At 68.4% G+C, this 24,336-nt stretch carries 25 protein-coding genes; 20 read left to right on the plus strand and 5 right to left on the minus strand.

The genetic code is table 11. The features are described from left to right. Positions 1-159: 159 nt before the first annotated feature. Positions 160-1,017 carry an NAD(P)H-binding protein gene (locus QZV84_RS08505; RefSeq protein ID WP_292828249.1) on the plus strand — a complete coding sequence of 286 codons (858 nt, stop codon included), beginning with the start codon at positions 160-162 and terminating at the stop codon, positions 1,015-1,017. A gap of 98 nt (positions 1,018-1,115) precedes the next feature. Here QZV84_RS08505 and QZV84_RS08510 read toward each other — a convergent pair whose 3' ends face one another. Then, complete coding sequence (locus QZV84_RS08510) at positions 1,116-1,583, minus strand: DUF3515 family protein (protein ID WP_292828252.1); 468 nt, start codon at positions 1,581-1,583, stop codon at positions 1,116-1,118. 50 nt (positions 1,584-1,633) lie between these two features. Between QZV84_RS08510 and thiL the strand changes: the two genes are divergently transcribed. Then, positions 1,634-2,623, plus strand: coding sequence for a thiamine-phosphate kinase (gene thiL / locus QZV84_RS08515; RefSeq protein ID WP_292828507.1), 990 nt, complete (start codon positions 1,634-1,636; stop codon positions 2,621-2,623). 9 nt (positions 2,624-2,632) lie between these two features. Here thiL and rsmD read toward each other — a convergent pair whose 3' ends face one another. Continuing rightward, a complete protein-coding gene (gene rsmD, locus QZV84_RS08520) occupies positions 2,633-3,196 on the minus strand; it encodes a 16S rRNA (guanine(966)-N(2))-methyltransferase RsmD (protein WP_292828254.1) in 564 nt (187 codons plus the stop codon). Between the two features lie 50 nt (positions 3,197-3,246). Here rsmD and QZV84_RS08525 point away from each other — a divergent pair, with 50 nt between their 5' ends. The 7 genes from QZV84_RS08525 to mutM all read left to right on the plus strand — a co-directional run bounded on the left by QZV84_RS08525 (position 3,247) and on the right by mutM (position 9,045). After that, positions 3,247-3,843: a hypothetical protein gene (locus QZV84_RS08525; RefSeq protein WP_292828256.1), complete on the plus strand. Its 597-nt coding sequence runs from the start codon at positions 3,247-3,249 to the stop codon at positions 3,841-3,843. A gap of 46 nt (positions 3,844-3,889) precedes the next feature. After that, positions 3,890-6,052, plus strand: a complete 2,163-nt coding sequence (locus QZV84_RS08530; protein WP_292828258.1) for an ATP-dependent DNA helicase RecG — start codon at positions 3,890-3,892, stop codon at positions 6,050-6,052. 18 nt (positions 6,053-6,070) lie between these two features. Continuing rightward, a complete protein-coding gene (gene coaD / locus QZV84_RS08535; protein WP_292828260.1) occupies positions 6,071-6,568 on the plus strand; it encodes a pantetheine-phosphate adenylyltransferase in 498 nt (165 codons plus the stop codon). Positions 6,569-6,687: 119 nt separating this feature from the next. Beyond that, positions 6,688-7,173 (plus strand): DUF177 domain-containing protein, encoded by a 486-nt coding sequence (locus QZV84_RS08540; RefSeq protein WP_292828510.1) that lies wholly within the window; start codon positions 6,688-6,690, stop codon positions 7,171-7,173. 28 nt (positions 7,174-7,201) lie between these two features. Then, complete coding sequence (rpmF, locus tag QZV84_RS08545; protein WP_091706827.1) at positions 7,202-7,411, plus strand: 50S ribosomal protein L32; 210 nt, start codon at positions 7,202-7,204, stop codon at positions 7,409-7,411. 18 nt (positions 7,412-7,429) lie between these two features. Continuing rightward, positions 7,430-8,122 carry a ribonuclease III gene (gene rnc, locus QZV84_RS08550; protein WP_292828267.1) on the plus strand — a complete coding sequence of 231 codons (693 nt, stop codon included), beginning with the start codon at positions 7,430-7,432 and terminating at the stop codon, positions 8,120-8,122. An 8-nt stretch (positions 8,123-8,130) separates the two neighbouring features. Further along, positions 8,131-9,045 carry a bifunctional DNA-formamidopyrimidine glycosylase/DNA-(apurinic or apyrimidinic site) lyase gene (mutM, locus tag QZV84_RS08555; protein ID WP_292828270.1) on the plus strand — a complete coding sequence of 305 codons (915 nt, stop codon included), beginning with the start codon at positions 8,131-8,133 and terminating at the stop codon, positions 9,043-9,045. A gap of 31 nt (positions 9,046-9,076) precedes the next feature. Here the strand turns inward: mutM and QZV84_RS08560 are convergent, their stop codons facing one another. Continuing rightward, complete coding sequence (locus QZV84_RS08560) at positions 9,077-10,162, minus strand: GNAT family N-acetyltransferase (RefSeq protein WP_292828273.1); 1,086 nt, start codon at positions 10,160-10,162, stop codon at positions 9,077-9,079. Positions 10,163-10,639: 477 nt separating this feature from the next. Between QZV84_RS08560 and smc the strand changes: the two genes are divergently transcribed. The 3 genes from smc to QZV84_RS08575 all read left to right on the plus strand — a co-directional run bounded on the left by smc (position 10,640) and on the right by QZV84_RS08575 (position 15,648). Then, a complete protein-coding gene (gene smc, locus QZV84_RS08565; RefSeq protein WP_292828275.1) occupies positions 10,640-14,152 on the plus strand; it encodes a chromosome segregation protein SMC in 3,513 nt (1,170 codons plus the stop codon). A gap of 48 nt (positions 14,153-14,200) precedes the next feature. Then, positions 14,201-15,070 (plus strand): signal recognition particle-docking protein FtsY, encoded by an 870-nt coding sequence (gene ftsY, locus QZV84_RS08570; protein ID WP_292828278.1) that lies wholly within the window; start codon positions 14,201-14,203, stop codon positions 15,068-15,070. 77 nt (positions 15,071-15,147) lie between these two features. Beyond that, a complete protein-coding gene (locus tag QZV84_RS08575) occupies positions 15,148-15,648 on the plus strand; it encodes a DUF2004 domain-containing protein (RefSeq protein WP_292828281.1) in 501 nt (166 codons plus the stop codon). 90 nt (positions 15,649-15,738) lie between these two features. Here the strand turns inward: QZV84_RS08575 and lipA are convergent, their stop codons facing one another. After that, positions 15,739-16,776 (minus strand): lipoyl synthase, encoded by a 1,038-nt coding sequence (lipA, locus tag QZV84_RS08580; protein WP_292828284.1) that lies wholly within the window; start codon positions 16,774-16,776, stop codon positions 15,739-15,741. Then, positions 16,773-17,411, minus strand: a complete 639-nt coding sequence (lipB, locus tag QZV84_RS08585; protein ID WP_292828287.1) for a lipoyl(octanoyl) transferase LipB — start codon at positions 17,409-17,411, stop codon at positions 16,773-16,775. The genes lipA and lipB overlap by 4 nt, the downstream gene beginning before the upstream one ends. 15 nt (positions 17,412-17,426) lie before the next feature. Here lipB and QZV84_RS08590 point away from each other — a divergent pair, with 15 nt between their 5' ends. From QZV84_RS08590 to glgX, 8 genes are all read left to right on the plus strand, one after another. Further along, positions 17,427-17,684, plus strand: coding sequence for a hypothetical protein (locus QZV84_RS08590; RefSeq protein ID WP_292828290.1), 258 nt, complete (start codon positions 17,427-17,429; stop codon positions 17,682-17,684). Between the two features lie 37 nt (positions 17,685-17,721). Next, a complete protein-coding gene (gene ffh, locus QZV84_RS08595) occupies positions 17,722-19,296 on the plus strand; it encodes a signal recognition particle protein (RefSeq protein WP_292828293.1) in 1,575 nt (524 codons plus the stop codon). Between the two features lie 129 nt (positions 19,297-19,425). Continuing rightward, the gene (locus tag QZV84_RS08600) at positions 19,426-19,830 is read left to right on the plus strand and encodes a DUF559 domain-containing protein (protein ID WP_292828296.1); all 405 of its coding nucleotides are present in this window, start codon (positions 19,426-19,428) and stop codon (positions 19,828-19,830) included. 255 nt (positions 19,831-20,085) lie between these two features. Beyond that, entirely contained in the window at positions 20,086-20,508 is a 423-nt protein-coding gene (rpsP, locus tag QZV84_RS08605) for a 30S ribosomal protein S16 (RefSeq protein ID WP_292828299.1), read from the plus strand. A gap of 5 nt (positions 20,509-20,513) precedes the next feature. Next, positions 20,514-20,744 (plus strand): RNA-binding protein, encoded by a 231-nt coding sequence (locus QZV84_RS08610; RefSeq protein WP_292828302.1) that lies wholly within the window; start codon positions 20,514-20,516, stop codon positions 20,742-20,744. A 73-nt stretch (positions 20,745-20,817) separates the two neighbouring features. Beyond that, on the plus strand, positions 20,818-21,408 hold the full coding sequence (gene rimM / locus QZV84_RS08615) for a ribosome maturation factor RimM (protein ID WP_292828513.1): 591 nt from the start codon (positions 20,818-20,820) through the stop codon (positions 21,406-21,408). 1 nt (position 21,409) lies between these two features. Further along, positions 21,410-22,108 (plus strand): tRNA (guanosine(37)-N1)-methyltransferase TrmD, encoded by a 699-nt coding sequence (trmD, locus tag QZV84_RS08620; RefSeq protein WP_292828516.1) that lies wholly within the window; start codon positions 21,410-21,412, stop codon positions 22,106-22,108. A gap of 23 nt (positions 22,109-22,131) precedes the next feature. After that, complete coding sequence (gene glgX / locus QZV84_RS08625; protein WP_292828304.1) at positions 22,132-24,336, plus strand: glycogen debranching protein GlgX; 2,205 nt, start codon at positions 22,132-22,134, stop codon at positions 24,334-24,336.

Below are 24,336 nucleotides of genomic sequence, written 5' to 3' on the forward strand. Positions count from 1 at the left end.
TATGCCGAGCTGATCTCCGAGCTGATCGAGACCGCCATGGAGCGTGCGGCGAACTAGCCACCGCGTTCGCAACTTACCTCAAAATCGGTATGCGCGATGCGGAAGGTTAGGGGGAATGCCTCGGTTGTCGTTACTGTCCACCGACGAAAGGCACCTGTTATGGCAACACTCATCACCGCGGCGTCCGGCCACCTGGGCCGACTTGCGATCGACGCCCTCCTGGCCCGCGGCACCGACCCCGCGGACATCGTGGCGACCGCGCGCGACGTGTCAAAGATCGCCGACCTCGCCGGACGAGGCATCCGGGTCGCCCCGCTCGACTACGCACGCCCCGAGACCATCGCACCGGCATTGCACGACGTGGAGTCCGTGCTGTTGATCTCCGCCTCCGCCGGCGACCGCATCACCCTTCATCGCGACACCGTGAACGCCATCGCCGAGGTCGGCGTTGAAAAGCTCGTCTACACCAGCGCACCTCGCGCCACCACCAGCACGCTGCTGCTCGCCCCCGACCACAAGGCCACTGAGGAGGCGATCGCCGCCTCCGGGCTCCCCGCAGTGATCCTGCGCAACAACTGGTACACGGAGAACTACGCCCTCGACCTCGCGCGCGCCGCCGAAACCGGAGTCCTGGTGGCCTCGGTCGGCGCGGGGCACGTCGCCAGCGCCAGCCGCGCCGACTTCGCCGAGGCCGCCGCCGCCGTGCTTCGGGAGGACGGGCATCTTGGCGCGATCTACGAGCTCGCCGGAGACGTGTCCTGGGACTACCACGACCTCGCCGCTGCCATGGCCGACGTCGTCGGACGGGAGGTCGTCTATCAGTCGCTCACCGAGGCCGAGCACCGTGCTGCGCTCGAGGCGGCTGGGCTCGACGCCCACACGATCGCGTTCATCACGTCGATCGACAGCGGCATCCGCGACGGAATGCTCGGCGAGACCGACGGCACCCTCTCCCGCCTCATCGGACGCCCCACCACCCCGCTCGTGGAGGGGCTCCGCGGCGTCTTCCAGGGCTGAGCCGGCGAGCCCGTTCCACGTTGACTCGGCACTGCCGCCGACACGATCATCGGAGCGGGCCGGTGACTTCTCCGACGGCGAACGACCGGCGCAGGACTCTAGCCGGACTCTGTGCAGACCTGGCCGTTCTGGGGCAGCACGCTCACGACCTGCGACAGCGTCTCGAGCACTTGCGCGCTCGAGACGACGTCGTTGTCGAGGTACACCTCCACCGCGGGGGTGCGGTCGAACGTGGTCACGCGATATCGCGGGGCATCCGATTCGTCGATCACCCAGTCCACGCCGTTGACACTGTGGCAGGGGAGCGTCGTGGGTCCGAGTTCGGGCACGCCGCACGTGATGATGACGGATGCCGGATCGCCCCACGCGCCGGTCGCCTGCGCGTCGGTCCAGCGCCGAGGCTGCCCGTCGACCGTGTCGGGCAGTCGCACGGTGACATCGGCGCACGCGGGCGCGTTCGCATTCTCGGCCGGCTGCAGCGACACGGTCGAGGTGCAGCCGGCCAGCAGCGCGCCGACCAGCAGAATCGTCGCCGCGACGGGGAGGGCGTCGGTTCGGCGGGGCACCCCTCCAGGCTACCCGCGCCGCAGGGCACCGATACCGTTGAGGAGTGAGCATCCCCGACGAAGACCCGACCCTGGGAGAGCTGTCGGAGGGCGAGATTCTGCGGCGGCTCCTCGTTCGGCTCGGTCCCTCGCTGGCTCTGGTCGGCCCGGGCGACGATGCGGCGGTGCTCGCCGCGCCCGACGGGCGCGTCGTCGCGACGACCGACACGCTGGTGCATGGCCCGGACTTCCGCCTCGCTTGGTCGAGCGGGTACGACCTGGGGTGGAAGGCGGCCGCGGTCAACCTTGCCGACATCGCCGCGATGGGGGCGCGCCCGACCGCGCTGCTGGTCGCGCTGGCCGTGCCGAACAGCACCCGGATGTCGTTCGTCGAACACCTCGCAGAAGGTCTGCGTGCGGCGTGCGACGCACTTGCCCCCGGCTGTGCGGTCGAAGGTGGGGATCTCACCGTCTCCGACACGCTCACGATCGCCGTCACCGCACTGGGTTCGCTCGACGGCCGTGCCCCGGTGCTGCGCGGCGGGGCCCGCAGCGGCGATGTCGTGGCCGTGGCCGGACCGCTCGGCCGCGCCGGTCGAGGTCTCGCAATCCTGTTCGGGCGATTCGGGGGTTCCGCAGGTGCGCCTGCCGCTGTCGACCTCGAGGCGCTGACCCCCGAAGAGTCGGCTGCGCTGACGGCGCAGCTGCGCCCTGACCCTCCGATCCGGCTGGGTCCTGTCGCGGCCGACGCGGGCGCGACGGCGATGATGGACGTGTCGGACGGGCTCGTGCTCGACGCTTCGCGTTTGGCCGCGGCATCCGGCGTCACCGTCGAGATCGACTCGTCGACGCTCGGCGCTGATGCCGTCGTCGCGCTGACCGGCGGCGAGGACCACGCGCTCCTGGCGACGTTCCCGATGTCTCTGGCATTGCCGGATGGATTCCGCCCGATCGGACGGGTCGTGCCGCAGGCGGCGTATCCGGTGCTGGTCGACGGTCGTCCCCACGACGGCCGCGGGGGCTGGGACCCCTATCGCGATTGGGATGCCCACGGCGGCTGAGAGGCTGGACTATCGCGAGAGCCGCACCCACCACAGCATGGTGTCACCGTACTTCCGGTCGCGAGAATGCGCGAGGGCGTCGGGCAGCACCGGCTTCGGCGATCGCGCCGCCCGCTCGACGAGGACCGTCGCACCGGGTGCGAGGGAAGGCGCGAGCAGGGCGAGCGCATGCGTGAGCTCGTGCTCGTCGAGGTCGTATGGGGGGTCGAGGAACACGAGGTCATACGGTCCTCGGGGTCCGCCCAGGAACACCGACACCGGCGTGCGGTGGACGCGGATCTCGGCATCCGATCCGACGGATCTCGTGACCTTTGCGGCGTTGCGCTGCACGATCGCGGCGGCGCGCGGAGACTTCTCCACCAGATCTGCCGATGTCGCCCCGCGGCTGACCGCCTCGAGGCCGAGCGCCCCTGAGCCGGCGTAGAGATCGAGCACCGCGGCACCTCGCAGGGCGTCTGCCGATTCCAGGGCACCGAACAGCGACTCGCGGACGCGATCGCTTGTGGGACGCGTCCCCGCGTCGGGAACGTCGAGTGTGATGGATCCGGCGCGTCCTGAGATGATCCGAGTCACACGATCACCCTATGCTCAGGGCAGGGACCTTCGAGAGAATCGGAATCGGAATGATCCGCACGCGGACGCGCACTGTGACCACGATCGTCTTCGCCGCAGTTCTGGCCGCCGCGCTGGCCGGCTGCGGAGGATCTGGTACTGCGACGCCATCGCCGTCGACGCCGTCTCCGACGAAGAGCGCGACGCCGACTCCCACCCCGACCCCCGCGCTGGTCCCGACCGACACGGCAGCCCCGGCGAACCTGCCCACCGACTGCAACACGCTCGCGACTCCCGAGGTTCGGCAGGCGGCCATCGGCGACCTGACACTGCAGAGCGACGGTGTCGGCTTCATCCGCCCGGTGCCGGCGAACGCGACGCTCGTGCTCGGCTGCGACTGGATCGTCGGTGATTCCACCGGCATGCTGCTGCTGATCAGCACCGCTGCGCCCGCGGACGTCGCCGCCGCCGTGACGACGCTTCCCGGCCTCGGCTACGAGTGCGGGGTGTCGGACGATTTCGGCGCGGACTTCTGCCAGCTGGCGGGCGGCGGGCCCGACACCGAGGAGATGATCGTGGCGCGCGACGGCGTGTGGATCTACCTGTCGACCTCGAACCGCAACGGTCGCGCGTTCCTCTCCGACATCGCCAGCGGGATCTGGGGGTAGCCACGGCCGGCGCGCTCGCGTCCGCCCTCCTGCCTAAAATCGGAGCATGCCTGCCTTCGCCCTCGAGTCGCGCCTCGACGGCGCCGTGGGAGGCAAGACCGCTACCGCGCTCGAGCGGGCCTTCGGGATGCGCACCGTCGGCGACCTGCTCGCCCACTACCCGCGCCGGTACGCCAAGCGCGGCGAGCTGACCCCGATCTCGTCACTGCCGCTCGGCGAGCCCGTCACGATCGTGGCCGAGGTGCGCTGGGCACGCGAACGGCGGATGCAGAACCGCAAGGGCTCGCTGCTCGAGGTCGTCATCAGCGACGGCGAGGGCGAGCTGTCGCTCACGTTCTTCAATCAGTCGTGGCGACTGAAGGACCTGCAGCCCGGTCGCCGCGGGGTCTTCGCGGGCAAAGTGGGCGAATACCGCGGGGCGAAGCAGCTGGCCCACCCCGATTACGAGCTGTTCGACGACGAAGAGACCGCGCGGCTGACCGCCGAGGCGAACGCCAACCTGCCGATCCCGATCTACCCGGCCACGAGCACGATCGCCAGCTGGAAGATGCGCAAGATCATCGACCTGGTGCTCGATGGTCTCGGGCCGGTCGCCGACCCGTTGCCCGACGAACTTCGTCGCGCGGACGGTCTGCTCGATGCCCGCACCGCGATCGAGCGCATTCACCGTCCCGATTTCGAAGGCCAGATCGACAGGGCGCGCGCCACGCTGCGCATGCACGAGGCTTTCGTGCTCCAGGTCGCACTCCTGCAGCAGCGTCAGTTCGTCCGGGCGCTGTCGGCGACGCGTCGCGAGCCCGGCGCGCTGCTCGCGGTCTTCGACGACACGCTGCCTTTCCCGCGCACGCCGGACCAGATCTCTGTGGGTGACCAGATCGCCCGCGATCTGCAGGGCGAGTGGCCGATGAACCGGCTCGTGCAGGGCGAGGTCGGCTCGGGCAAGACTCTCGTGGCGCTGCGCGCGATGCTGCAGGTGGCCGAAAGCGGCGGTCAGTCGGCGCTCATCGCGCCGACCGAGGTTCTCGCCGGTCAGCACCTGCGCTCGATCGCGCGGATGCTGGGGCCGCGGCTCGCCCCGGAGCTCATGCCGACTCTCCTGACCGGTCAGATGCCCGCCGCCGAGCGACGCAAGGCGGCTCTGCGGACCGCATCGGGGCAGGCGCGGATCGTGATCGGAACGCATGCGCTGCTGAGCGACACGACGACGTTCGCCGACCTCGGGCTGGTCGTGGTGGACGAGCAGCACCGGTTCGGCGTCGAGCAGCGCGAGTCGCTGCGCGCGAAGGGCGCCGCCCCGCACGCCCTCGTCCTGACCGCCACCCCCATTCCCCGGACAGTCGCGATGACCGTGTTCGGCGACCTCGACGTCTCGACCATCCGCACGATGCCCGAGGGCCGCGCGGGGATCCAGACCTTCGTGGCGCCGCTCGCCGAGAAGCCGGCGTGGTTCTCGCGCGTCTGGGACCGCGTCGCCGAGGAGGTCGGCAAGGGCCACCAGGCGTTCGTGGTGTGCGCAGCAATCGATGCCGAGGCTTCGGTCAAGGACGACGCCGCCGACGAGCCCGTCGCCCTCGTCGAGGGCGAGGCGCCCCGAACCCGCTGGGGCGTGGCGCAGGTTCTGGACGTGCTGTCGCGGCATCCCGCGTTCGCCGACCTGCGCATCTCGCCGCTGCACGGCAAGATGCCTTCGGATCAGAAGGACACGATCATGCAGTCCTTCGCACGCGGCGACATCGATGTGCTGATCGCCACAACGGTCGTCGAGGTCGGGGTCGACGTGCCGAACGCCTCGACGATGGTGATCCTCGAAGCCGACCGCTTCGGAGTGTCGCAGCTGCACCAGCTGCGCGGCCGCGTCGGCCGCGGCAGCGTGCCTGGTCTGTGCCTGCTCGTCACCGAGGCCAACCGGGGCACCCCCGCGCGCGAGCGGGTGGATGCGGTCGCCGGCACGCTCGACGGATTCGTCCTTGCCGAGATCGACCTCGAGCTGCGCGGGGAGGGCGACGTTCTGGGCGATGTCCAGTCCGGCGCGCGCTCGTCGCTGCGACTGCTGCGGGTGGCGGCGGATGCCGATCTCATCGCCCAGGCACGTATCGCGGCCGAGCAGGTGCTCGAGGTCGACCCCGCGCTGGAGCGCCACCCCGGGTTGGCCGCCGCGCTGGAGCGGCGCCTCGGCATGGAGGAGCGCGCGGCGCTGGCCAAGAACTAGCATCGGTAGGCTTCAGTCATGAGCAGCCGGATCGCAGTCGTTCCTGGATCATTCGACCCGCCGACCCTGGGTCATCTTGATGTCATCCGACGGGCGGCTGCCCTGTACGACGAACTCCACGTGCTCGTGGTGCACAACCCCGGCAAAGAGGCGATGCTCCCGATCGCGCAGCGGCTCACGCTCCTGGAGCAGTCGATCGATGAGGGCGACGTCGAGGGCAACGTCATCGTGGCCTCGTGGAGCATGGGGCTGCTCGTGGACTATGCGACCGACGTCGGGGCCGGGGTGCTCGTCAAGGGCATCCGCTCGCAGATCGATGTGGCGTACGAGTCGCCGATGGCGCTCGTGAACCGCCACCTCGCGCATGTCGAAACGCTCTTCGTGCTGCCCGATCCGGCGCACGCGCTCGTCTCGAGTTCCCTGGTGCGCCAGGTCTCGGCGCTGGGCGGAGATGTGTCGCCGTTCGTGCCGCCCGCGGTGGCACGGTACCTCGACACCGGTGCCCGCGGCGTCTGACCGCCCGCGGCGCACAGCCGTCGCTCATCAGCGTCCGGGTAGCATTGACGACCGTGAGAAAGCATCCTCCCGGCCCTTTCGCGCTTCACGTGCGCGACATCATCCACCACCCCGGCGAAATGCGCGAATTCACGATCGACGTGCCCGCCCCGCAGAAGTGGGGCGAGGGTCTGGTCAGCGTCGCCGAAGGCGACTCGGTGCTGGTCGAGGTGCGTCTCGAGTCGGTCCACGAGGGTATTCTGGCGACCGGCCGCATCGAGACCGAGTACGTCGGGGTCTGCGGTCGCTGCCTGATCGACATCGCCGAGCCTGTCGAAGTCGAGTTTCAAGAGCTTTTCGCGTATTCTGAAGAAGAAGCATCTGACTTCGAGGTTCAAGACGACCACGTGGATCTTGAAACTCTGGTCAGGGACGCGACCGTATTGGCGCTTCCGTTTCAGCCGGTGTGTCAGCCGGATTGCCCCGGCCTCGATCCGGCCACGGGCGAGCGGTTGGCCGTCAGCACCGGATCAGAGCAGCCCATGCCCCTTGATTCACGCTGGGCCGCGCTCCAGCACTACACACCAGACCACGACGACGAAGGTCCGCGCGCAGCGCGAGTCTGATCGTCGAGAACACAGAAGAGAGCAAGCCATGGCAGGTAACCCGCCGAAGCGGAAGGTCTCCCGCTCGAACACGCGTTCGCGTCGTGCCCAGTGGAAGGCGGCGCCCATCACGCTGACCAGCACGGTCGAGAACGGCAAGGTCGTCTACAGCCGTCCGCACCAGGCGAAGGTCGTCACCGACTCGCAGGGCACGGAACTGTTCCTCGAATACAAGGGCCGCAAGGTCGCAGACGTCTGATCCCGCTTCCCGCGGATCGTGGCTGAAGTCGCACCGGAGCGTGCTGCGCTCACCGACAAGCTCGGAGTCGTCATAGACCCCGAGCTTTTGTCGCTTGCACTGACCCATCGGTCGTGGGCGTACGAGCACGGTCAGGGGCCGCACAACGAGCGCCTCGAATTCCTCGGTGACTCCGTGCTCGGGCAGGCGGTCACCGTGCGCCTTTTCACAGCGAACCCGACACTGGACGAGGGAGCGCTGGCCAAGCGCCGCGCGAGCGTCGTGTCGACGGTCGCGCTGGCGCAGGTGGCACGTGGCATCGGCCTGGGCGAGCACGTCATGCTCGGCCGTGGCGAGGAGCAGACCGGCGGCCGCGACAAGGATTCGATCCTCGCCGACACCATGGAAGCGGTCATCGGGGCGACGTACCTCTCGGTCGGACCGGACGCGGCCACGGGGCTCGTCCTGCGGCTGATCGACCCGCTCCTGGACGACCCCGACCGCTACGACGCCGCGATCGACCCGAAGACGACGCTGCAGGAGCTCGCCTCGCGCACCGGTGCGACACCGCCTGTCTACGCTGTGACCTCCACCGGACCCGACCACAGTCGCGCCTTCACCGCGACGGTGACCGTGGCGGATTTCTCGGCCGAAGGCACCGGGTCGAGCAAGAAGCAGGCGGAGATGGCCGCGGCCCTGCTCGCCTGGCGCGAACTCAGCGGCCGTGCCTGAGATCTTCCGTGCCCGAGCTTCCTGAAGTCGAGGTCGTCCGCGCGGGACTCGACCCCGCGGTCACGGGCGCAACCGTTCTCGGTGTGACAGTCCTCGACGAGCGTGCGCTGACGCGGTACGCCGGGTCGGGGTCACAGTTCGAGGCGGCCTTGACCGGGCGCGTCCTCGTCGGCGCGGCTCGTCGCGGCAAGTTCCTGTGGATCCCGCTTCAGCCGGTGGACCCGCAGGAGGCCGGCGCCGGCGAAGCGCTCGTCGCGCATCTGGGCATGAGTGGCCAGCTGCTGCTCCGATCGCCGGGTGCGGGGACGGAACGCCATGAGCGCATCCGGTTCGAGATCCAGCATCCTGGGCACGGCGACCTCGCGATCGTGTTCGCCGACCAGCGAACCTTCGGCTCGCTCACACTGGACCCTCTCGTGCCGACGCCGGATGCCGCTCCCGGCGGCTGCGGGACGCGGGATGCGTCCGTGCCCGGTCAGGTCGCCCACATCGCACGCGATCCGCTGGATCCCGCATTCAGCGACCGTCGTTTTCGAGACGCGGTCGGCCGCAAGGGCTCCGCCATCAAACGCGTGCTGCTCGACCAGACCACGATCAGCGGCGTCGGCAACATCTACGCCGACGAGGCCCTCTGGCGCGCCCGCATCCATCCCGAGATTCCCTCCCGCACCCTGTCGACTCGTGCGGTGAACCGTCTGCTCGCCGATGTGCGCGGTGTTCTCGATCAGGCCCTGGCCGAAGGCGGCACGAGCTTCGACGCGCAATACGTGAACGTGAACGGTCAGGCGGGCTACTTCGCGCACTCGCTGAACGCCTACGGTCGCACCGGCGAGCCGTGCCCTCGGTGCGCGCGCCCGATCGTGCGAGTATCGTTCATGAACCGGTCGAGCCACTATTGCCCGCACTGTCAGGCGCCGCGTTGAGTCGGCAGGACCGGCGGTCTGCCGGTCGATGTCAGTCATCGAGCACCTTCTTCCACGCGCCCTCGTAAGCGATCGGGACGAAGCCGATCGCCTCGTTGATGTCGAGCATGGGGCGATTCTCCTCGGCGTTGTAGGTGATCACGCGCGGCGACTCCGGCGCGAAGTCCCGCCACGTCAGCAGGCCGGCGCACTTCACCAGCGTCCCGAGCTTGTGGCCGCGGTGATCCTTGAGTACGAGCGTGTCCTCCTGGTGGGTCGCCTCGGTGCGGTCCTTGCCGATCACGAGCTCGTTGAAGGCGCAGAGCTCTCCGGTGGCGATGTGCTGCGCCGCCGTCACCAGCAGCGGCCGTCCCGCGTCGGTGTACATCGCGTCGTGCCGGGCGACGCGCGCGGCATCCCAGGTCTCTTCGTCGAACTCGAGACTTGCGGCCGGCGCATCCGTCACCATGCGGGACTTCATCCACGCGTAGCCGGCGACGAACTCGGCCGGCGTCGGCGCGAACCACTGCACCACCCGGTAGCCCTCAGATGCTGCGGTCGCTCCGCTCAGAAGCCGCTTCACCTCTTCGAACGGGCCGCGCAGGTCGAACGCGCTGTTGCGCTCGATCTGCTCAAGCGTGTATCCGTGCCGCACATAGAACCGTGCGGCGTGGTCATCGGGAATCGTGCCGAAGCCGGTCGGCGCGGCCAGGCGCGGCCCCGGAGCATCGGGGTGCTCGGCCCACGACTGCAGCACGGTGCGACCGTTCTCGCGGGCGGTCCGCTCGACGAGCTCGTACGCGGTCGAACCGACCCCGCGACCCCAGACGTCGCGCACGAGTTCGATGAGCCAGAACGCGACCTTCGAGTCGCCCTCCAGCGGAAGGTCCACCCCCACGCGGCCGACCATCTCGCCGTCGACGCTGACGGTCCACACGAGCCGACGCTCGAGCTCGTCCGGCTGGTAGATCGGCAGCAGCTCGTCCGCGGCGATCCGATGGTCGTCGTGGCCCGAGATCTCGGCGTAGATGCGGTTTCGCACCCGCACCATCTCGATGAAGTCGGCGGCATCCGGGGAATCGATGGATGCCGGAATGGCCAGAGGTCGCAGCTCGATGCGGACAGGGGCGGTGATCATGAGAAGACCCGTTCAGGTGAAGGTGGTGCGGACGCGCGACGCGGGGTGCTCGACGGAGGCGGCGCAGGGACCACGAAGACGCGGTCTGCCGGTGCTTGCCCGTGCATGTGCGGACGAGATCGTCCGCCGGGCAGAGTCCGCCCGGGCGGCGGTCAGCCGGCGGTGGGAGCAGGGGCGCCGAACGACGAGGTCACCGGAGCGATTCCGCAGAACCGAGAACAGAGAACGTTCTCAAAGCCTGGGTTTGTCATGTGCATCATCGGTGACCTCCTTTCGTGGGTATGGACGCGAAGAGAGACACTAGCGCGCCACGGATACGCGCGTCAAGCGAATTCGCAGATTCGATGTACGACGGGCGTGTCGCGGCCTCGGACCGCCCGACGTTCTCCTGCACCGTGCTCCGGCTCGCCTGCGCGGCGCGCGCCGAGTCCTCGGGTAGCGTGAGTCGGTGAATCGACCGGGGTGGAAGGCGACTGCATGCACCTGAAGAGCGTCACGCTCAAAGGGTTCAAGTCGTTCGCGCAGCCGACGACTTTCGCTTTCGAAACCGGCGTGACGTGCATCGTCGGTCCGAACGGCTCGGGCAAGTCGAACGTCGTGGACGCCCTGGCCTGGGTGATGGGCGAACAGGGCGCCAAGACGCTGCGCGGCGGCAAGATGGACGACGTCATCTTCGCCGGCACCGCGACGCGCGGACCGCTGGGCCGCGCGGAGGTGCAGCTCACGATCGACAACGCCGACGGATCACTGCCGATCGAGTACTCCGAGGTGACGATCAGCCGCACACTTTTCCGCAACGGCGCGAGCGAGTACGCGATCAACGGCGAGGTGTGCCGCCTGCTCGACGTCCAGGAGCTGCTGAGCGACTCGGGTCTCGGCCGGGAGATGCACGTGATCGTCGGCCAGGGCCGACTGGACAGCGTTCTGCAGGCGTCCCCCGAAGAGCGCCGCGGTTTCATCGAGGAAGCGGCCGGCATCCTCAAGCACCGTCGCCGCAAGGAGAAGACCCTGCGCAAACTCGAGGCGATGGAGGCGAACCTGACGCGGCTCAGCGACCTCGCGGGGGAGCTGCGACGACAGCTCAAGCCGCTGGGGCGCCAGGCCGAGATCGCGCGAGAGGCGGCGACGATCGCCGCCGTGGTGCGCGATGCGAAGGCTCGACTGCTCGCCGACGAACTGGCCGGGCTCCGCGCCGATATCGCCGGACACGCCCGCAGCGAGCAGGAGCGCCACACCGAGAGACTCGTGCTGCAGGATCAGGCTGAGAACCTCCGGACCCGCATCGCGGCGCTCGAAGAGCAGCAGCGTTCCGAAGGCGTCGACCAGGCGCGAGGCGTGCTGTTCGGTCTCGAGCGGGTGCAGGAGCGTCTCCGCAGCCTGTTCACCCTCACCGGCCAGCGGCTCGCGCTCCTCGGCGAGAACGCCGCCGACGTCGGAATCGAGCCCGCCACCGTCTCGCAGGGCATGATCGACGACGTTCGCCGGGAGATCGACGAGATCGCCGCCGGGCTCGGCGATGCGCAAAATGCTGCCGCCGAAGCGTCACGGGACGTGATCCGCGCCCGGGCCGAACTCGACGCGCTTGATGTCGACATCGCCGCGCAGAGCGCCCTCGTCTCGGAGCATGACATGCGGATCACTGCGCTGCGCGGATCGGCCGAGGCGGCGGGATCCGCCCTCACGGCGGTGCGTGCCGGGGTCGAACGGCAGCGGCTGGCGCTGGAGGCGGCCCTGACCCGTCGCGCCGAAGCGGAAGCGGAGCTCGCGGGCGTCGGTCCGGAACTCGTTCCCGAGGGGTCGGCCGCGCAATACGCCGCCGCGTACGACCGTGCCCAGAGTGAGGCCATGGCGGCTGAAGCCGCGGTGGGCCGCGAGCGCGAACGGCTGCATGCGGCCGAACGGGAGCGCGAATCGCTCACCGCCCAGACCGTGGCTCTGGGCCGCGCCCTGGACGTGCGCAACGCCGCCGCAGAACTCGTCGCGCGTGGCGGCGCCGGCATCCGCGGACTCCTCAGCGACGCGGTGAAGGTCACTCCGGGCTACGAGGCGGCGATCGCGGCGGCGCTCGGCCCGCTCGCCGAAGGCGTGCTCGTCGAGACCCGCGATGACGCGTTCACCGTCGCGCGCGCCGTTCGAGAAGGAGATCTCGGTGTCGTCGACATCGCGATCGCCGCGTCGAGTGCCCTGACGCCGGTCCTGCCCGAGCTGACGGATATCACGCCTGCCCGCGATGTCGTGACCGCCCCGGCAGGTGTGCTCGGAATCCTGTCTCACGTCGTCGTCGCGGACGATCTCAAGGCGGCCGAGGCGGCCGGCGCGGTGTTGGCCGATGCCGGCCTGGATGCACCGGTGATGATCGTCACACGCGCGGGAGAGGTCTACACCGCGCACACGCTGCGGTCGGGTTCGGGCCAGGGGCAATCACGTCTGGAGCTCGCGGCAGAACGGGATGCCGCTGCGCAACGGCGCGACGAGCTCGTGGACGCCGCCGACTCGCTGCGCGAGGCCCTCACCGAGGCGACGCAGTCGCTGGAGTCGTCGCGTCAGCGCACGAAGGCCGCACTCGCGACTCTGCGCGCACACGACGCGGCACTCGCGGCTCACACAGAGAAGGTGAACCGCGCGAGCGTCCGCCACGAGGCGGCCATCGCGGACTGCGACCGTCTCGCGGTGGCACTCTCGCAGGCATCCGCCGCCGTCCAGGAGGCCGAAACCGCCGCTCGCCGCGCGGATGACCGACTGAGGTCGGCGCTCGAGGCGCCGAGGCCGATCCTGGACGCGTCGGCGCGGGAGGGCATGCTCGCCGAGCTCGAGACCGCGCGTGACGGGGAGATGCGTGCCCTTCTCGACGTCGAGACACTCAAGGAGCGCATGCGCGCCACCGAAGCGCGGGTGGTCGAGCTTGAGCGTCAGAGAGAGCGAGAGCGCGTTGCAGCCGCCGAAAGCGCCCGGCGCGCGGTGCTCCGGCGCGCGCAGCATGAGGTCGCCGCGCGGGTCGCCGCTCAGCTGCCGGCCGTGCTCGACTCGGTGGACCGCTCGGTGAGCCAGGCCCGTGTGGAACTTGCCGCGGCGGAAACCGCGCGAACCGCTGTCACCGTCGAGCTGGGTGAGCTCAGGCAACGGGAGGGCGTCCTGCGCGACCGCTTGGCCGGGGTGACCGAGAGCGTGCACGGGCTCGAGCTGCAGATCCACGAGAAGCGTCTGCACGTGTCGAGCACGCTTGAGCGCGTCGCCTCCGAGCTGGGCCTCGATGAAGACATTCTAATTTCAGAATATGGTCCCGACCAGGAGGTTCCGGGCGAAGGGGACGCGCCGTCCGTGCCGTTCGATCGTGCGCAGCAGCGACGCCGTCTGCAGGAGGCGGAGCGCATTCTCGGACAGCTGGGTCGGGTGAATCCGCTCGCGCTCGAGGAGTTCGCCGCGCTGGAGCAGCGTCACAGGTTCCTGGTGGAGCAGCTCGCGGACCTGACGCAGACCCGCAAGGACCTTCTCACGATCATCGAAGAGCTCGACGAGCGGATGCTGACGATCTTCCTCGCCGCGTTCGAGGACACGAAGGCTGCGTTCGGGGAGGTGTTCCCGGTGCTGTTCCCGGGCGGCACCGGCAGCATCTCGCTGACGAATCCAGATGATCCGCTCACGACGGGCATCGAAGTGTCCGTCCGCCCGGCGGGCAAGAAGATCGAGCGACTCTCGCTTCTGTCGGGCGGAGAGCGTTCGCTGGCCGCGGTGGCGCTGCTGGTGGCGATCTTCATGGCCCGCCCGAGCCCGTTCTACATCCTCGACGAGGTCGAAGCGGCCCTCGACGACGCGAACCTCGGTCGGCTGCTCGGTGTCTTCGAGCGACTCCGTGAGAGCAGCCAGCTCATCGTGATCACACACCAGAAGCGCACCATGGAGATCGCCGACGCCCTGTACGGCGTCTCCATGCGACAGGACGGCGTCTCCGCCGTCGTCGGCCAGCGCGTGGGTGAGCGCGCGTCGGTGTGAACGCCGTGCGCTGAGAGGCGCAGCACCTTCGCCCCGTAGGCTGGATGCATGGCTGAGAAGTGGTCCCTGGGTGGCGCCCTGCGCGGTCTGTTCGTGCGCCCGATGATCGATGAGACCACCTGGGACGACCTCGAGACAGCGCTCATCACCGCCGATTTCGGACCCGACATCAGCGAGCGGATCATCGACGAGCTGCACGTGAAGGTCGAGCGCTTCCGCACGACTGATCCTCGGGACCTGCAGCGCATGCTCAAAGAGACGCTCGAGGAGCATTTCGCGAAGTTCGACACCACGCTTCGGCTGACCGAGCGCCCGGCCGTGGTGCTCGTGGTCGGAGTCAACGGCGTCGGCAAGACCACCACGATCGGCAAGTTCGCGAAGTTCCTGCAGCGCTATGGTCGCAGTGTCGTCGTCGGAGCGGCGGACACGTTCCGCGCGGCGGCCGTCGACCAGCTCGCGACCTGGGCCGAGCGCGGGGGAGCGGCGATCGTGCGTCCTCAGCACGAGGGTCAGGATCCGGCATCCGTCGCCTTCCAGACCATCGAATACGCCAAGCGCACCGGCACCGAGATCGTGCTGGTCGACACGGCCGGCCGTTTGCACACCAAGGGTGGACTGATGGATGAGCTCGGCAAGATCCGCCGGGTGATCGAGAAGCAGGCTCCGATCAGCGAGGTGCTGCTCGTGCTCGACGCGACGACCGGCCAGAACGGCGTCCTGCAGGCGCAGGCGTTTCTCGAGCACGCGGGAGTCACCGGACTCGTGCTGACCAAGCTCGACGGTTCTGCGAAGGGCGGATTCGTGCTCGCGGTGCAGGAACGCACCGGCATCCCGGTGAAGCTCCTCGGCCAGGGCGAGGGCATCGGCGACCTCACCGGCTTCACGCCGCACGTGTTCGCGGCATCGCTCGTGGACTGAGCCCGACTTCAACTCTTAACATGGCGGCGCGCCGTCACGGGATAGCGCCGATGCTCCGGTGCTGGTTTCATGGGAATATGGCGATCGAGCACGACTTCTTCGGACTGCTGGAGTCCGGCCCGGACGGGTCGATCTTCTGGTCTGAGAACGTGGACCTCGGCGATCAGACCGTCACCGTCGATCTGACCGCACCGGATCAGGACGACGTGTCGGAGGCGGCCCTGGATGTTGCGGCCAGCCTGATCTCCTCTATCGAATCGATCGACCGCACCGCCCGCAACGCCATGGTTTCCGAACTCGATGACCGCACCAGCGAAGTCATCGAGTACATCCTCCAGCAGCAGGATCACCTCGGCGACGAGCTCGAAGAGATGCTGGTCGACAACTCCGGCGACGTGCAGGTCGACGTCATCCGCTCGCTGCAGCTGATGAGCATGACCATCCTGGCCGACGAGCACGGCGGCGCCGATCCGTTCGCGGTGCTCGAATACGCGCTCGACCCTGACGCGACCGACGACGTCATCCTCGTCAACCTGGACTCTGACGGCGATGTGCTGTCCGTCACCAGCGCGGACTGAGCGGGTCGCGGTTCTTCGCTCAGACAGCCTGAGCGTGTTTCGACACGCGGCCTTCGTCCGCTCATCGACGACCGTGACCGCGCACGCGGTTCACACCGCCTGCGCGAACTCCTTCGCCTCCTGGGCGATTTCCTGCGCGAGGTGCGCAAGGTCGTCGGGGATGTCGCGGCCCTTGGCGATCATCGACTGCGCCCAAAGGCGCCCGGCGCGGTACGACGAGCGCACCAGCGGGCCGGCGAGCACGCCGAGGAACCCGATCCGCTCGGCCTCTTCCTTGAACTCGAGGAACTCCTCGGGCTTGACCCACCTGTCGACCGGAAGGTGCCGGGGCGAGGGACGCAGGTATTGGGTGATCGTGATGATGTCGGTTCCCGCGTCGTGCAGGTCCTGCAGCGCCTGAACCACTTCGGCCGGCTCCTCGCCCATGCCGAGGATCAGATTCGACTTCGTGATGAGGCCGTACTCCCGTGCCTGAGCGATCACATCGAGCGAGCGCTCATACCGGAACGCCGGACGGATGCGCTTGAAGATGCGGGGGACGGTCTCGACGTTGTGCGCGAAGACCTCGGGGCGAGACTCGAACACCTCGCGCAACAGGGTGGGGTTGCCCGAGAAGTCGGTCGCGAGGATCTCGACGCCGGTTCCCGGGTTCTCGGCGTGGATGCGCCGCACCGTCTCGGCGTGCAGCCAGGCGCCCTCGTCGGGCAGGTCGTCGCGAGCGACACCGGTGACCGTCGCGTATCGCAGCCGCATCTTCATGACACTCTCGGCGACACGGCGCGGCTCATCCTGGTCGTAGTCGGCCGGCTTGCCGGTGTCGATCTGGCAGAAGTCGCAGCGCCGCGTGCACTGCGAGCCGCCGATCAGGAACGTCGCCTCGCGATCTTCCCAGCATTCGTAGATGTTGGGGCAGCCGGCCTCCTGGCACACCGTGTGCAGCCCCTCGTCCTTCACGAGCGAGTGGAGGGCGGTGTACTCCGGCCCCATCTTCGCGCGTGTCTTGATCCATTCGGGCTTGCGCTCGATCGGGGTCTGCGCGTTGCGCACCTCGAGGCGGAGGAGCTTGCGCCCGCCCGGGGCGGATGCCGGTGTCGACGCCGCGGCGGAGCCGGTCGCGCAACCGCTCACGTGAGGACTGCCGAGTACTCGGCCTCGAAGGCGGACACGATCGAGTCGACGATGTCGGCCGGTCCCACGTCCCGGCCCACCACCTCGCTGACCGTGGTGACACCGGCATCCGTGATCCCGCACGGGATGATCCCGTTGAAGCCCGCGAGCGTGTTGTCGCAGTTGACTGCGAACCCGTGCATCGTCACGCCCTTCTCGACGCGAACGCCGATCGCGGCGATCTTGTCCTCGGACAGCGGTCTGCGCACCCACACTCCGCTGCGGCCCTCGACGCGGTAGCCGTCGACGCCGTGTTCACCGAGCGCGCCGATCAGCAGCCGTTCCAAGCGGCGCACGTGGGCGACCACGTCGACGGGCTCGGGCAGACGGACGATCGGGTAGCCGACGAGCTGACCGGGGCCGTGCCAGGTGATCTTGCCGCCGCGATCGACGTCGATCACGGGCGTGCCGTCGGCCGGCCGTTCCTGAGGCTCTGTGCGCTTGCCTGCCGTGTACACGGCCTCGTGCTCGAGAAGAATCAGCGTGTCGGGTCGCTGACCCGAAACCACCTCGGCGTGCACGCGCCGCTGCAGCGCCCAGCCGTCGTGATAGGGCACGAAATGCGGTGCGAGTCCGGCGTTCACGATCTCGAGCATCGTCTACCTCCGCTTGTGGCTTGTGAGACTTTCTGGATCGCGTCCAAGATTACCCCCGCGGGGCGTTCCGAGCTTCTTCAACTACGTCGCCTCGAAATCCGACATCCTCCGGCTGGCCCGGACGAGCGGATCGAGGCATTCGAGGAGCATCTCGAGACTCTCGACGGACCGGATGCCGCCGCCGAGGTCCGCGGCGCAACGATCGCCCCCGCCGAGGACTTCGCCCCGGACGACCTGCAGGTGACGCTGTTCCAGGAGCTCGGACCGGTCTGACTGGGGCTGCCACCGCCTCGCGTAAACTTGGGGGACTATGGCAACCTTCGGCACGCTCTCCGATCGTCTCACCGACACCTTCCGCAATCTCCGCACCAAGGGCAAGCTCACGCCCGCGGATGTGGACGGAACCGTCCGCGAGATCCGTCGCGCCCTGCTGGACGCCGATGTCGCCCTGCCCGTCGTCAAGGAGTTCACCGCGAAGGTGCGCGAGCGCGCCCTCGGCGACGAGGTCAACAAGGCGCTCAATCCCGCGCAGCAGGTCGTGCAGATCGTCAACGAGGAGCTCGTGGCGATCCTGGGCGGCCAGCAGCGCCGCCTGCAATTCGCCAAGAACCCGCCGACGATCATCATGCTCGCAGGGCTCCAGGGCTCAGGAAAGACGACATTCGCCGGCAAGCTCGCGAAGCTGCTCGAGAAGGAGGGCCACACTCCGCTGCTGATCGCCGCCGACCTTCAGCGCCCGAACGCCGTCAACCAGCTGCAGGTCGTCGCCGGCCAGGCGGGAGCGGCGATCTACGCCCCGCAGCCGGGCAACGGGGTCGGCGACCCGGTCCGAGTCGCCCGCGACGGTGTCGAGGTCGCGCGCCGCCAGCAGCACGACGTCGTCATCATCGACACCGCCGGACGCCTGGGCGTGGACGCGGAGATGATGAAGCAGGCGGCCGACATCCGCGCGGCGACGGATCCGGACGAGGTCCTGTTCGTCATCGACGCGATGATCGGTCAGGACGCGGTGAACACCGCGAAGGCATTTCAGGAGGGCGTCGACTTCACCGGTGTCGTGCTGTCCAAGCTCGACGGCGACGCCCGCGGCGGCGCTGCGCTCTCGGTCGCCTCCGTCACCGGACGCCCGATCATCTACGCCTCCACGGGTGAGGGACTCGACGACCTCGAGCCGTTCCACCCCGACCGCATGGCGTCGCGCATCCTCGACCTCGGCGACATCCTGACCCTCATCGAGCAGGCCCAGTCGGCGTTCGACGAGGCCGAAGCCGTGAAGATGGCCGAGAAGCTGGCCACCGACTCCTTCACGCTCGAAGACTTCCTCGATCAGATGCAGCAGCTCAAGAAGATGGGCTCGATGAAGAAGATGCTCGGCATGCTGCCGGGGATGGGCCAGATGAAGCAGCAGCTGGAGGACTTCGACGAGAAGGAACTCGACCGCACCGAGGCGATCATCCGTTCGATGACACCGATCGAGCGCCGCAATCCGAAGGTGCTCAACGGCTCGCGGCGACTGCGCATCGCCCGCGGCTCGGGCATGACCGTCACCGATGTGAACGGGCTGGTGAACCGATTCGAGCAGGCCGCCAAGATGATGAAGACCGTCGCCCGCGGCGGGACACCGAACATCCCCGGCATGGGTCCGATCCCGGGCTCACGACCGGGAGCGTCCGCGAAGCGCGGCAAGCAGCAGAAGGTGAAGGGATCGCGCTCGGGCAATCCCGCCAAGCGCGCTGCCGAGAACGCCGGGATCGCAGCATCCACCCCCGCTCCGCCCACCGGTTCGGGCTTCGGCCTCGGCGCCGGTGCGGGAACGTCTGCCGCTAAGGGCGCGCCGAGTGAGGCCGACCTGGCTCAGCTGCAGAAGCTCCTCGGCAAGGGCTGAGCGCTCAGGCGCGGCGGTCGACAGAGGCCGGCCGTAGGAGTTCGGACGAAGGTAGGCGATGTCGGTGAACGGCGTCCGGCGCCCGGCCCGCGTCCTTCCGCGACACGGTGACCTCTCTGGGAGTCCGCCGTGCGTTGCGGACTCGTTCAGACAGAAGTGCTCACGCGGAGCTCACGCGCGAGCGAGGTCGCAGACGCCTGCTCAGCGCTGATCGACTCGGGCCTCGAGTCGATCTTCCTCGCTCGAATCAGCGACCTCGGTGTCGGGATTCGTCAGCAGGTGTGGATCGATGGGCACCCCGTCGACTTTCTGATCGGCGACCGGCTCGTCGTTCAGATCGACGGCTTCGAGTATCACAGCTCGCCCTCTGCTCGCCGTCGCGACCTGGATGCCGACGCCCGGCTGGTCCTGCTCGGATACACGGTGCTGCGATTCGGCTATCGGCAGGTCATGTTCGAGTGGGAGCGGGTCGAAGCGGTGATCGTCACTGCGGTGGCCCAGCGCATTCATCTTGCGGGACATGAACGAGCGTAGGAGTCAGGACGAAGGTCGGAGGGCACAGGACCGCTTCTCCTACGCTTGTCCGGTTTCCGGCGCCCGGCGGCGGTCCGACGGACGAGCTGGGGGCGGGGTGTTCGCGGGGGCGCCTGCGATCTGGCAGAATAGAGGGTCGGACGTGATGCTCGACCCTCTATCCAGCATCCTCGTCCTCCTTTTGAGCTTCCGCCGGGTGTGCACCCCACTCTCCAGGCGATCAGTTCGTCTCACTTCACGCAATTCAGGAGAATCGTGGCTGTCAAGATCCGTCTCAAGCGCCTGGGCAAGATCCGTGCGCCGTACTACCGCATCGTCGTCGCCGACTCGCGCACCAAGCGCGACGGCCGCGTGATCGAGGAGATCGGCAAGTACCACCCCACCGAGGAGCCCTCGTTCATCGAGGTCGACTCCGAACGTGCGCAGTACTGGCTGAGCGTCGGCGCGCAGCCGACCGAACAGGTCGCGGCGCTGCTGAAGCTCACCGGCGACTGGGGCAGGTTCAAGGGCGATAAGAACGCCGTCTCGACCGTCAAGGTCAAGGAGCCCAAGGCCCCGTTCGAGATCGACTCGAGCAAGAAGGTCGTCATCAGGCCCAAGGCTGAGAAGAAGGCCGACGCGCCGTCAGCCGCGGCCCCGGCCGAGGCTGACGCCGACGCCGCGACCGACGCAGAGTAATCGTGGTGCTCGCGGCCGCGCTGGAGCATGTCGTCAGGGGGATCGTCGATCACCCGGATGACGTGTCCATCCGCTCTTCGGCGTCCCCGCGCGGTGACCTCCTGGAGGTTCACGTTCACCCGGACGACCGGGGTCGCGTGATCGGGCGCGGCGGACGCACGGCGAAGGCCCTGCGCACGCTGATCGCCGCACTCGCGGACGGCCGGCGCGTTCGCGTCGACGTCGCGGACGACTGACGTGACGTCACCGGATGAGGCGAAGCCCGAAGAGTCATCGCCGGATCGGCCGCAGCGCGCCGTCAAGAACCAGCTGCGCGTCGGCCGTCTCGTCAAAGCGCACGGTCTCAAGGGCGCACTGAAGCTCGAGTTGTACACGGACGACCCGGAAGGGAGATTCACGCCCGGCGCGTCCTTCACCCTGCAGGTGCCCGAATCCTCACCCTGGCACGGCAAGCGTCTGACCGTTCGCGAGTTCCGCTGGATGAACAGCCACCCCGTGGCGTTCTTCGACGGCGTCGATGACCGCTCGGGCGCCGAGGAACTGGTCCGCGCGATCCTGTGGATCGACCAGGACGAAGAGGACATCTCCGCCGAAGACGACGCGTGGTACGACCACCAGCTCGTCGGACTCGACGTGGTGCGCGACGGCGACGTCGTCGGCCGCGTCGTCCGCGTCGATCACTTCCCCGCACAGGATCTGCTCATCGTGCGGCTCCCCGGTGACCGCGAGGTGCTGGTGCCTTTCGTGAAGGCGATCGTGCCCGAAGTCGACGTCCCCGGCGGCCGCATCCTCGTCACACCGCCGGCCGGACTGTTCGAGGATCTGCCGGCCGAAGACGGCGCGGGCGCGGAGGCCGAGGCCGCGGCATCCGCTGACGAGGATGATCCCGAAGAGGCCTGACGTGCGCATCGACGTCGTCACGATCTTCCCGTCGTTCTTCGACGTCCTCGAGGTCTCGCTGCTGGGCAAGGCCCGTGGTGCCGGACTGCTCGATGTGCGCGTGCATGATCTGCGCGACTCGACGCACGACCGTCACCGCACCGTCGATGACACACCCTACGGCGGCGGGGCCGGAATGGTGATGAAGCCCGAACCGTGGGGCGAGGCGCTCGACGCGATCGCCGCGGATGCCGGGCCGGAACGACCCGTGTTCATCTTCCCGTCGCCGGCCGGCGAGGTGTTCACCCAGGCGACCGCGCGGGAGTTCGCCGAGCGCGGGCACCTGGTGTTCGGCTGCGGTCGCTACGAGGGCATCGATGAGCGTGTGTTCGCGCACGCCGCCTCGCTCGGCGAGGTGCGGCTCGTGAGCCTCGGCGATTACGTGCTCAACGGGGGAGAGGTCGCCGCGATGGCGATGATCGAGGCCGTGGGCCGGCTCATTCCGGGCGTCGTCGGCAATCCCGCGAGCCTGGTCGAGGAGTCGCACGAGGGCGGAATGCTCGAATATCCCTCGTACACCAAGCCCGCCGCGTGGCGCGGGCTCGAGGTTCCGCCGGTCCTTCTGAGCGGCAATCATGGCGCGATCGCCGCCTGGCGACGCGAGCAGCAGGTCGATCGGACGCGCCGGCGACGGCCCGATCTGCTCGATGGGGAAGACTAGTGACCTACGACTTCGGAGGCGTTGTGCAGACTTGGCCCGGCTCGAGCTACCCGCTCGGCGCGACGTTCGATGGATACGGAACCAACTTCGCGCTGTTCAGCGAGGGCGCCGAGCGTGTCCAGCTGTGCCTGTTCGACGACCGCGGCAAGGAGACGCCCGTCGACATGGTCGAGGTGGACGCCTACGTCTGGCACGCCTACCTGCCACAGGTGCGGCCCGGTCAGCGCTATGGCTACCGGGTGCATGGCACCAACGACCCGGAGTCCGGCGCGCGCTTCAACCCCAGCAAGCTGCTGCTCGACCCCTACGCGAAGGCGGTCGACGGCCAGATCGAGTGGGGTCAGGCGGTGTTCGGCTACGACTTCGGCGACCCCGATTCCGTGAACGACGACGACTCCGCGTCATCCATGATGAAAGCCGTCGTCGTCAACCCTTACTTCGACTGGGCCGGCGACCGGCTGCCCAAGACGCCGTACTCCGAGTCGTTCATCTACGAGGCCCACGTCAAGGGGCTCACCGCGCGGCATCCCGGTATCCCCGAGGAGATCCGCGGGACATACAGCGCGATCGCGCACCCCGCGATCATCGAACATCTGAAAAGGCTCGGCGTGACGGCGATCGAACTGATGCCGGTGCACCAGTTCGTCGACGACTCCACTCTGCAGGAGAAGGGCCTCTCGAACTACTGGGGCTACAACACCATCTCGTTCTTCGCCCCGCAGAACACCTACTCGTCCAAGGGTGACCGCGGTCAGCAGGTCGAGGAGTTCAAGGGCATGGTGCGAACGCTGCATGCCGCGGGCATCGAGGTCATCCTCGACGTGGTGTACAACCACACCGCCGAAGGCAACCACATGGGGCCGACCCTGTCGATGCGCGGTATCGACAACGCCGCGTATTACCGGCTCGACGACGATGACAAGCGGTACTACACCGACTACACCGGCACCGGCAACAGCCTGAACGCGGGCAACCCGCACGCACTGCAGCTGATCATGGACTCGCTGCGGTACTGGGTGCTCGAGATGCACGTGGACGGGTTCCGCTTCGACCTCGCCGCCACGCTCGCACGCGAGTTCTACGACGTGGATCGTCTGTCGACCTTCTTCGAACTCGTGCAGCAGGATCCGGTGGTCTCGCAGGTGAAGCTGATCGCCGAGCCCTGGGATCTGGGCCCCGGCGGCTACCAGGTCGGCAACTTTCCCCCGCAGTGGACGGAGTGGAACGGCAAGTACCGCGACACGGTGCGCGACTTCTGGCGCGGCGAGCCGCAGGCGCTGGGCGAATTCGCCTCTCGCCTGACCGGTTCGGCGGACCTGTACGAGCACTCCGGCAGGCGACCGGTCGCATCGGTGAACTTCGTCACCGCGCACGACGGCTTCACGCTGCGCGACCTCGTCACCTACAACGACAAGCACAACGAGGCCAACGGCGAAGACGGCAAGGACGGCGCCGACGACAACCGTTCGATGAACTTCGGCGTCGAGGGACCGACTGATGATCTCGCGATCAACACGATTCGCGCGCGGCAGCAGCGAAACTTCATCGCGACGCTCCTGCTCTCGCAGGGTGTGCCGATGATGCTGCACGGTGACGAGCTGGGCCGCACGCAGCGGGGCAACAACAACGGCTATGCGCAGGACAACGAGCTCACCTGGATCGACTGGGAGAACGTGGACCATCCACTGATCGAGTTCACTGCCGCTCTTGCCCGTCTGCGTCGCGATCACCCGACTTTCCGCCGGCGCCGGTTCTTCGACGGACGTCCGGTGCGCATGGTTGCGGGTCAAGGCCTGCCCGACATCGCCTGGCTGCGCCCCGACGGCACGCTCATGCAGCCCGAGGACTGGGAATCGGGCTTCGGACGCGCGGTGGGCGTCTTCCTCAACGGGCGCGGCATCCGCGAGCGCGACTACCGCGGCGAGCCGATCACCGACAAGCACTTCATCGTGCTGTTCAACGCGGGCGATGACATCATCGAATTCCATATCCCGGCGGTCGCATACAGCCCGAAGTGGGACGTGCTGGTCGACACCGCCGGCGAGCAGGCCGATACCGAGCCCGTCAATCCCGGATCCACCGTGCGGCTGCCGGCGAAGTCGCTCATCGTGCTCTCGGAGCACGGACTGCCGGAGCCCGCGATCGACCACTCGGTCGCCGCGTCGCTGGCCGCCCTGACCGATTCCACGATGCCGGGGCACTCGCCCAAATCGGAGCTCGAGCACTGA

Source organism: Microbacterium sp. (assembly GCF_011620715.1).
Lineage (GTDB): Bacteria > Actinomycetota > Actinomycetes > Actinomycetales > Microbacteriaceae > Microbacterium.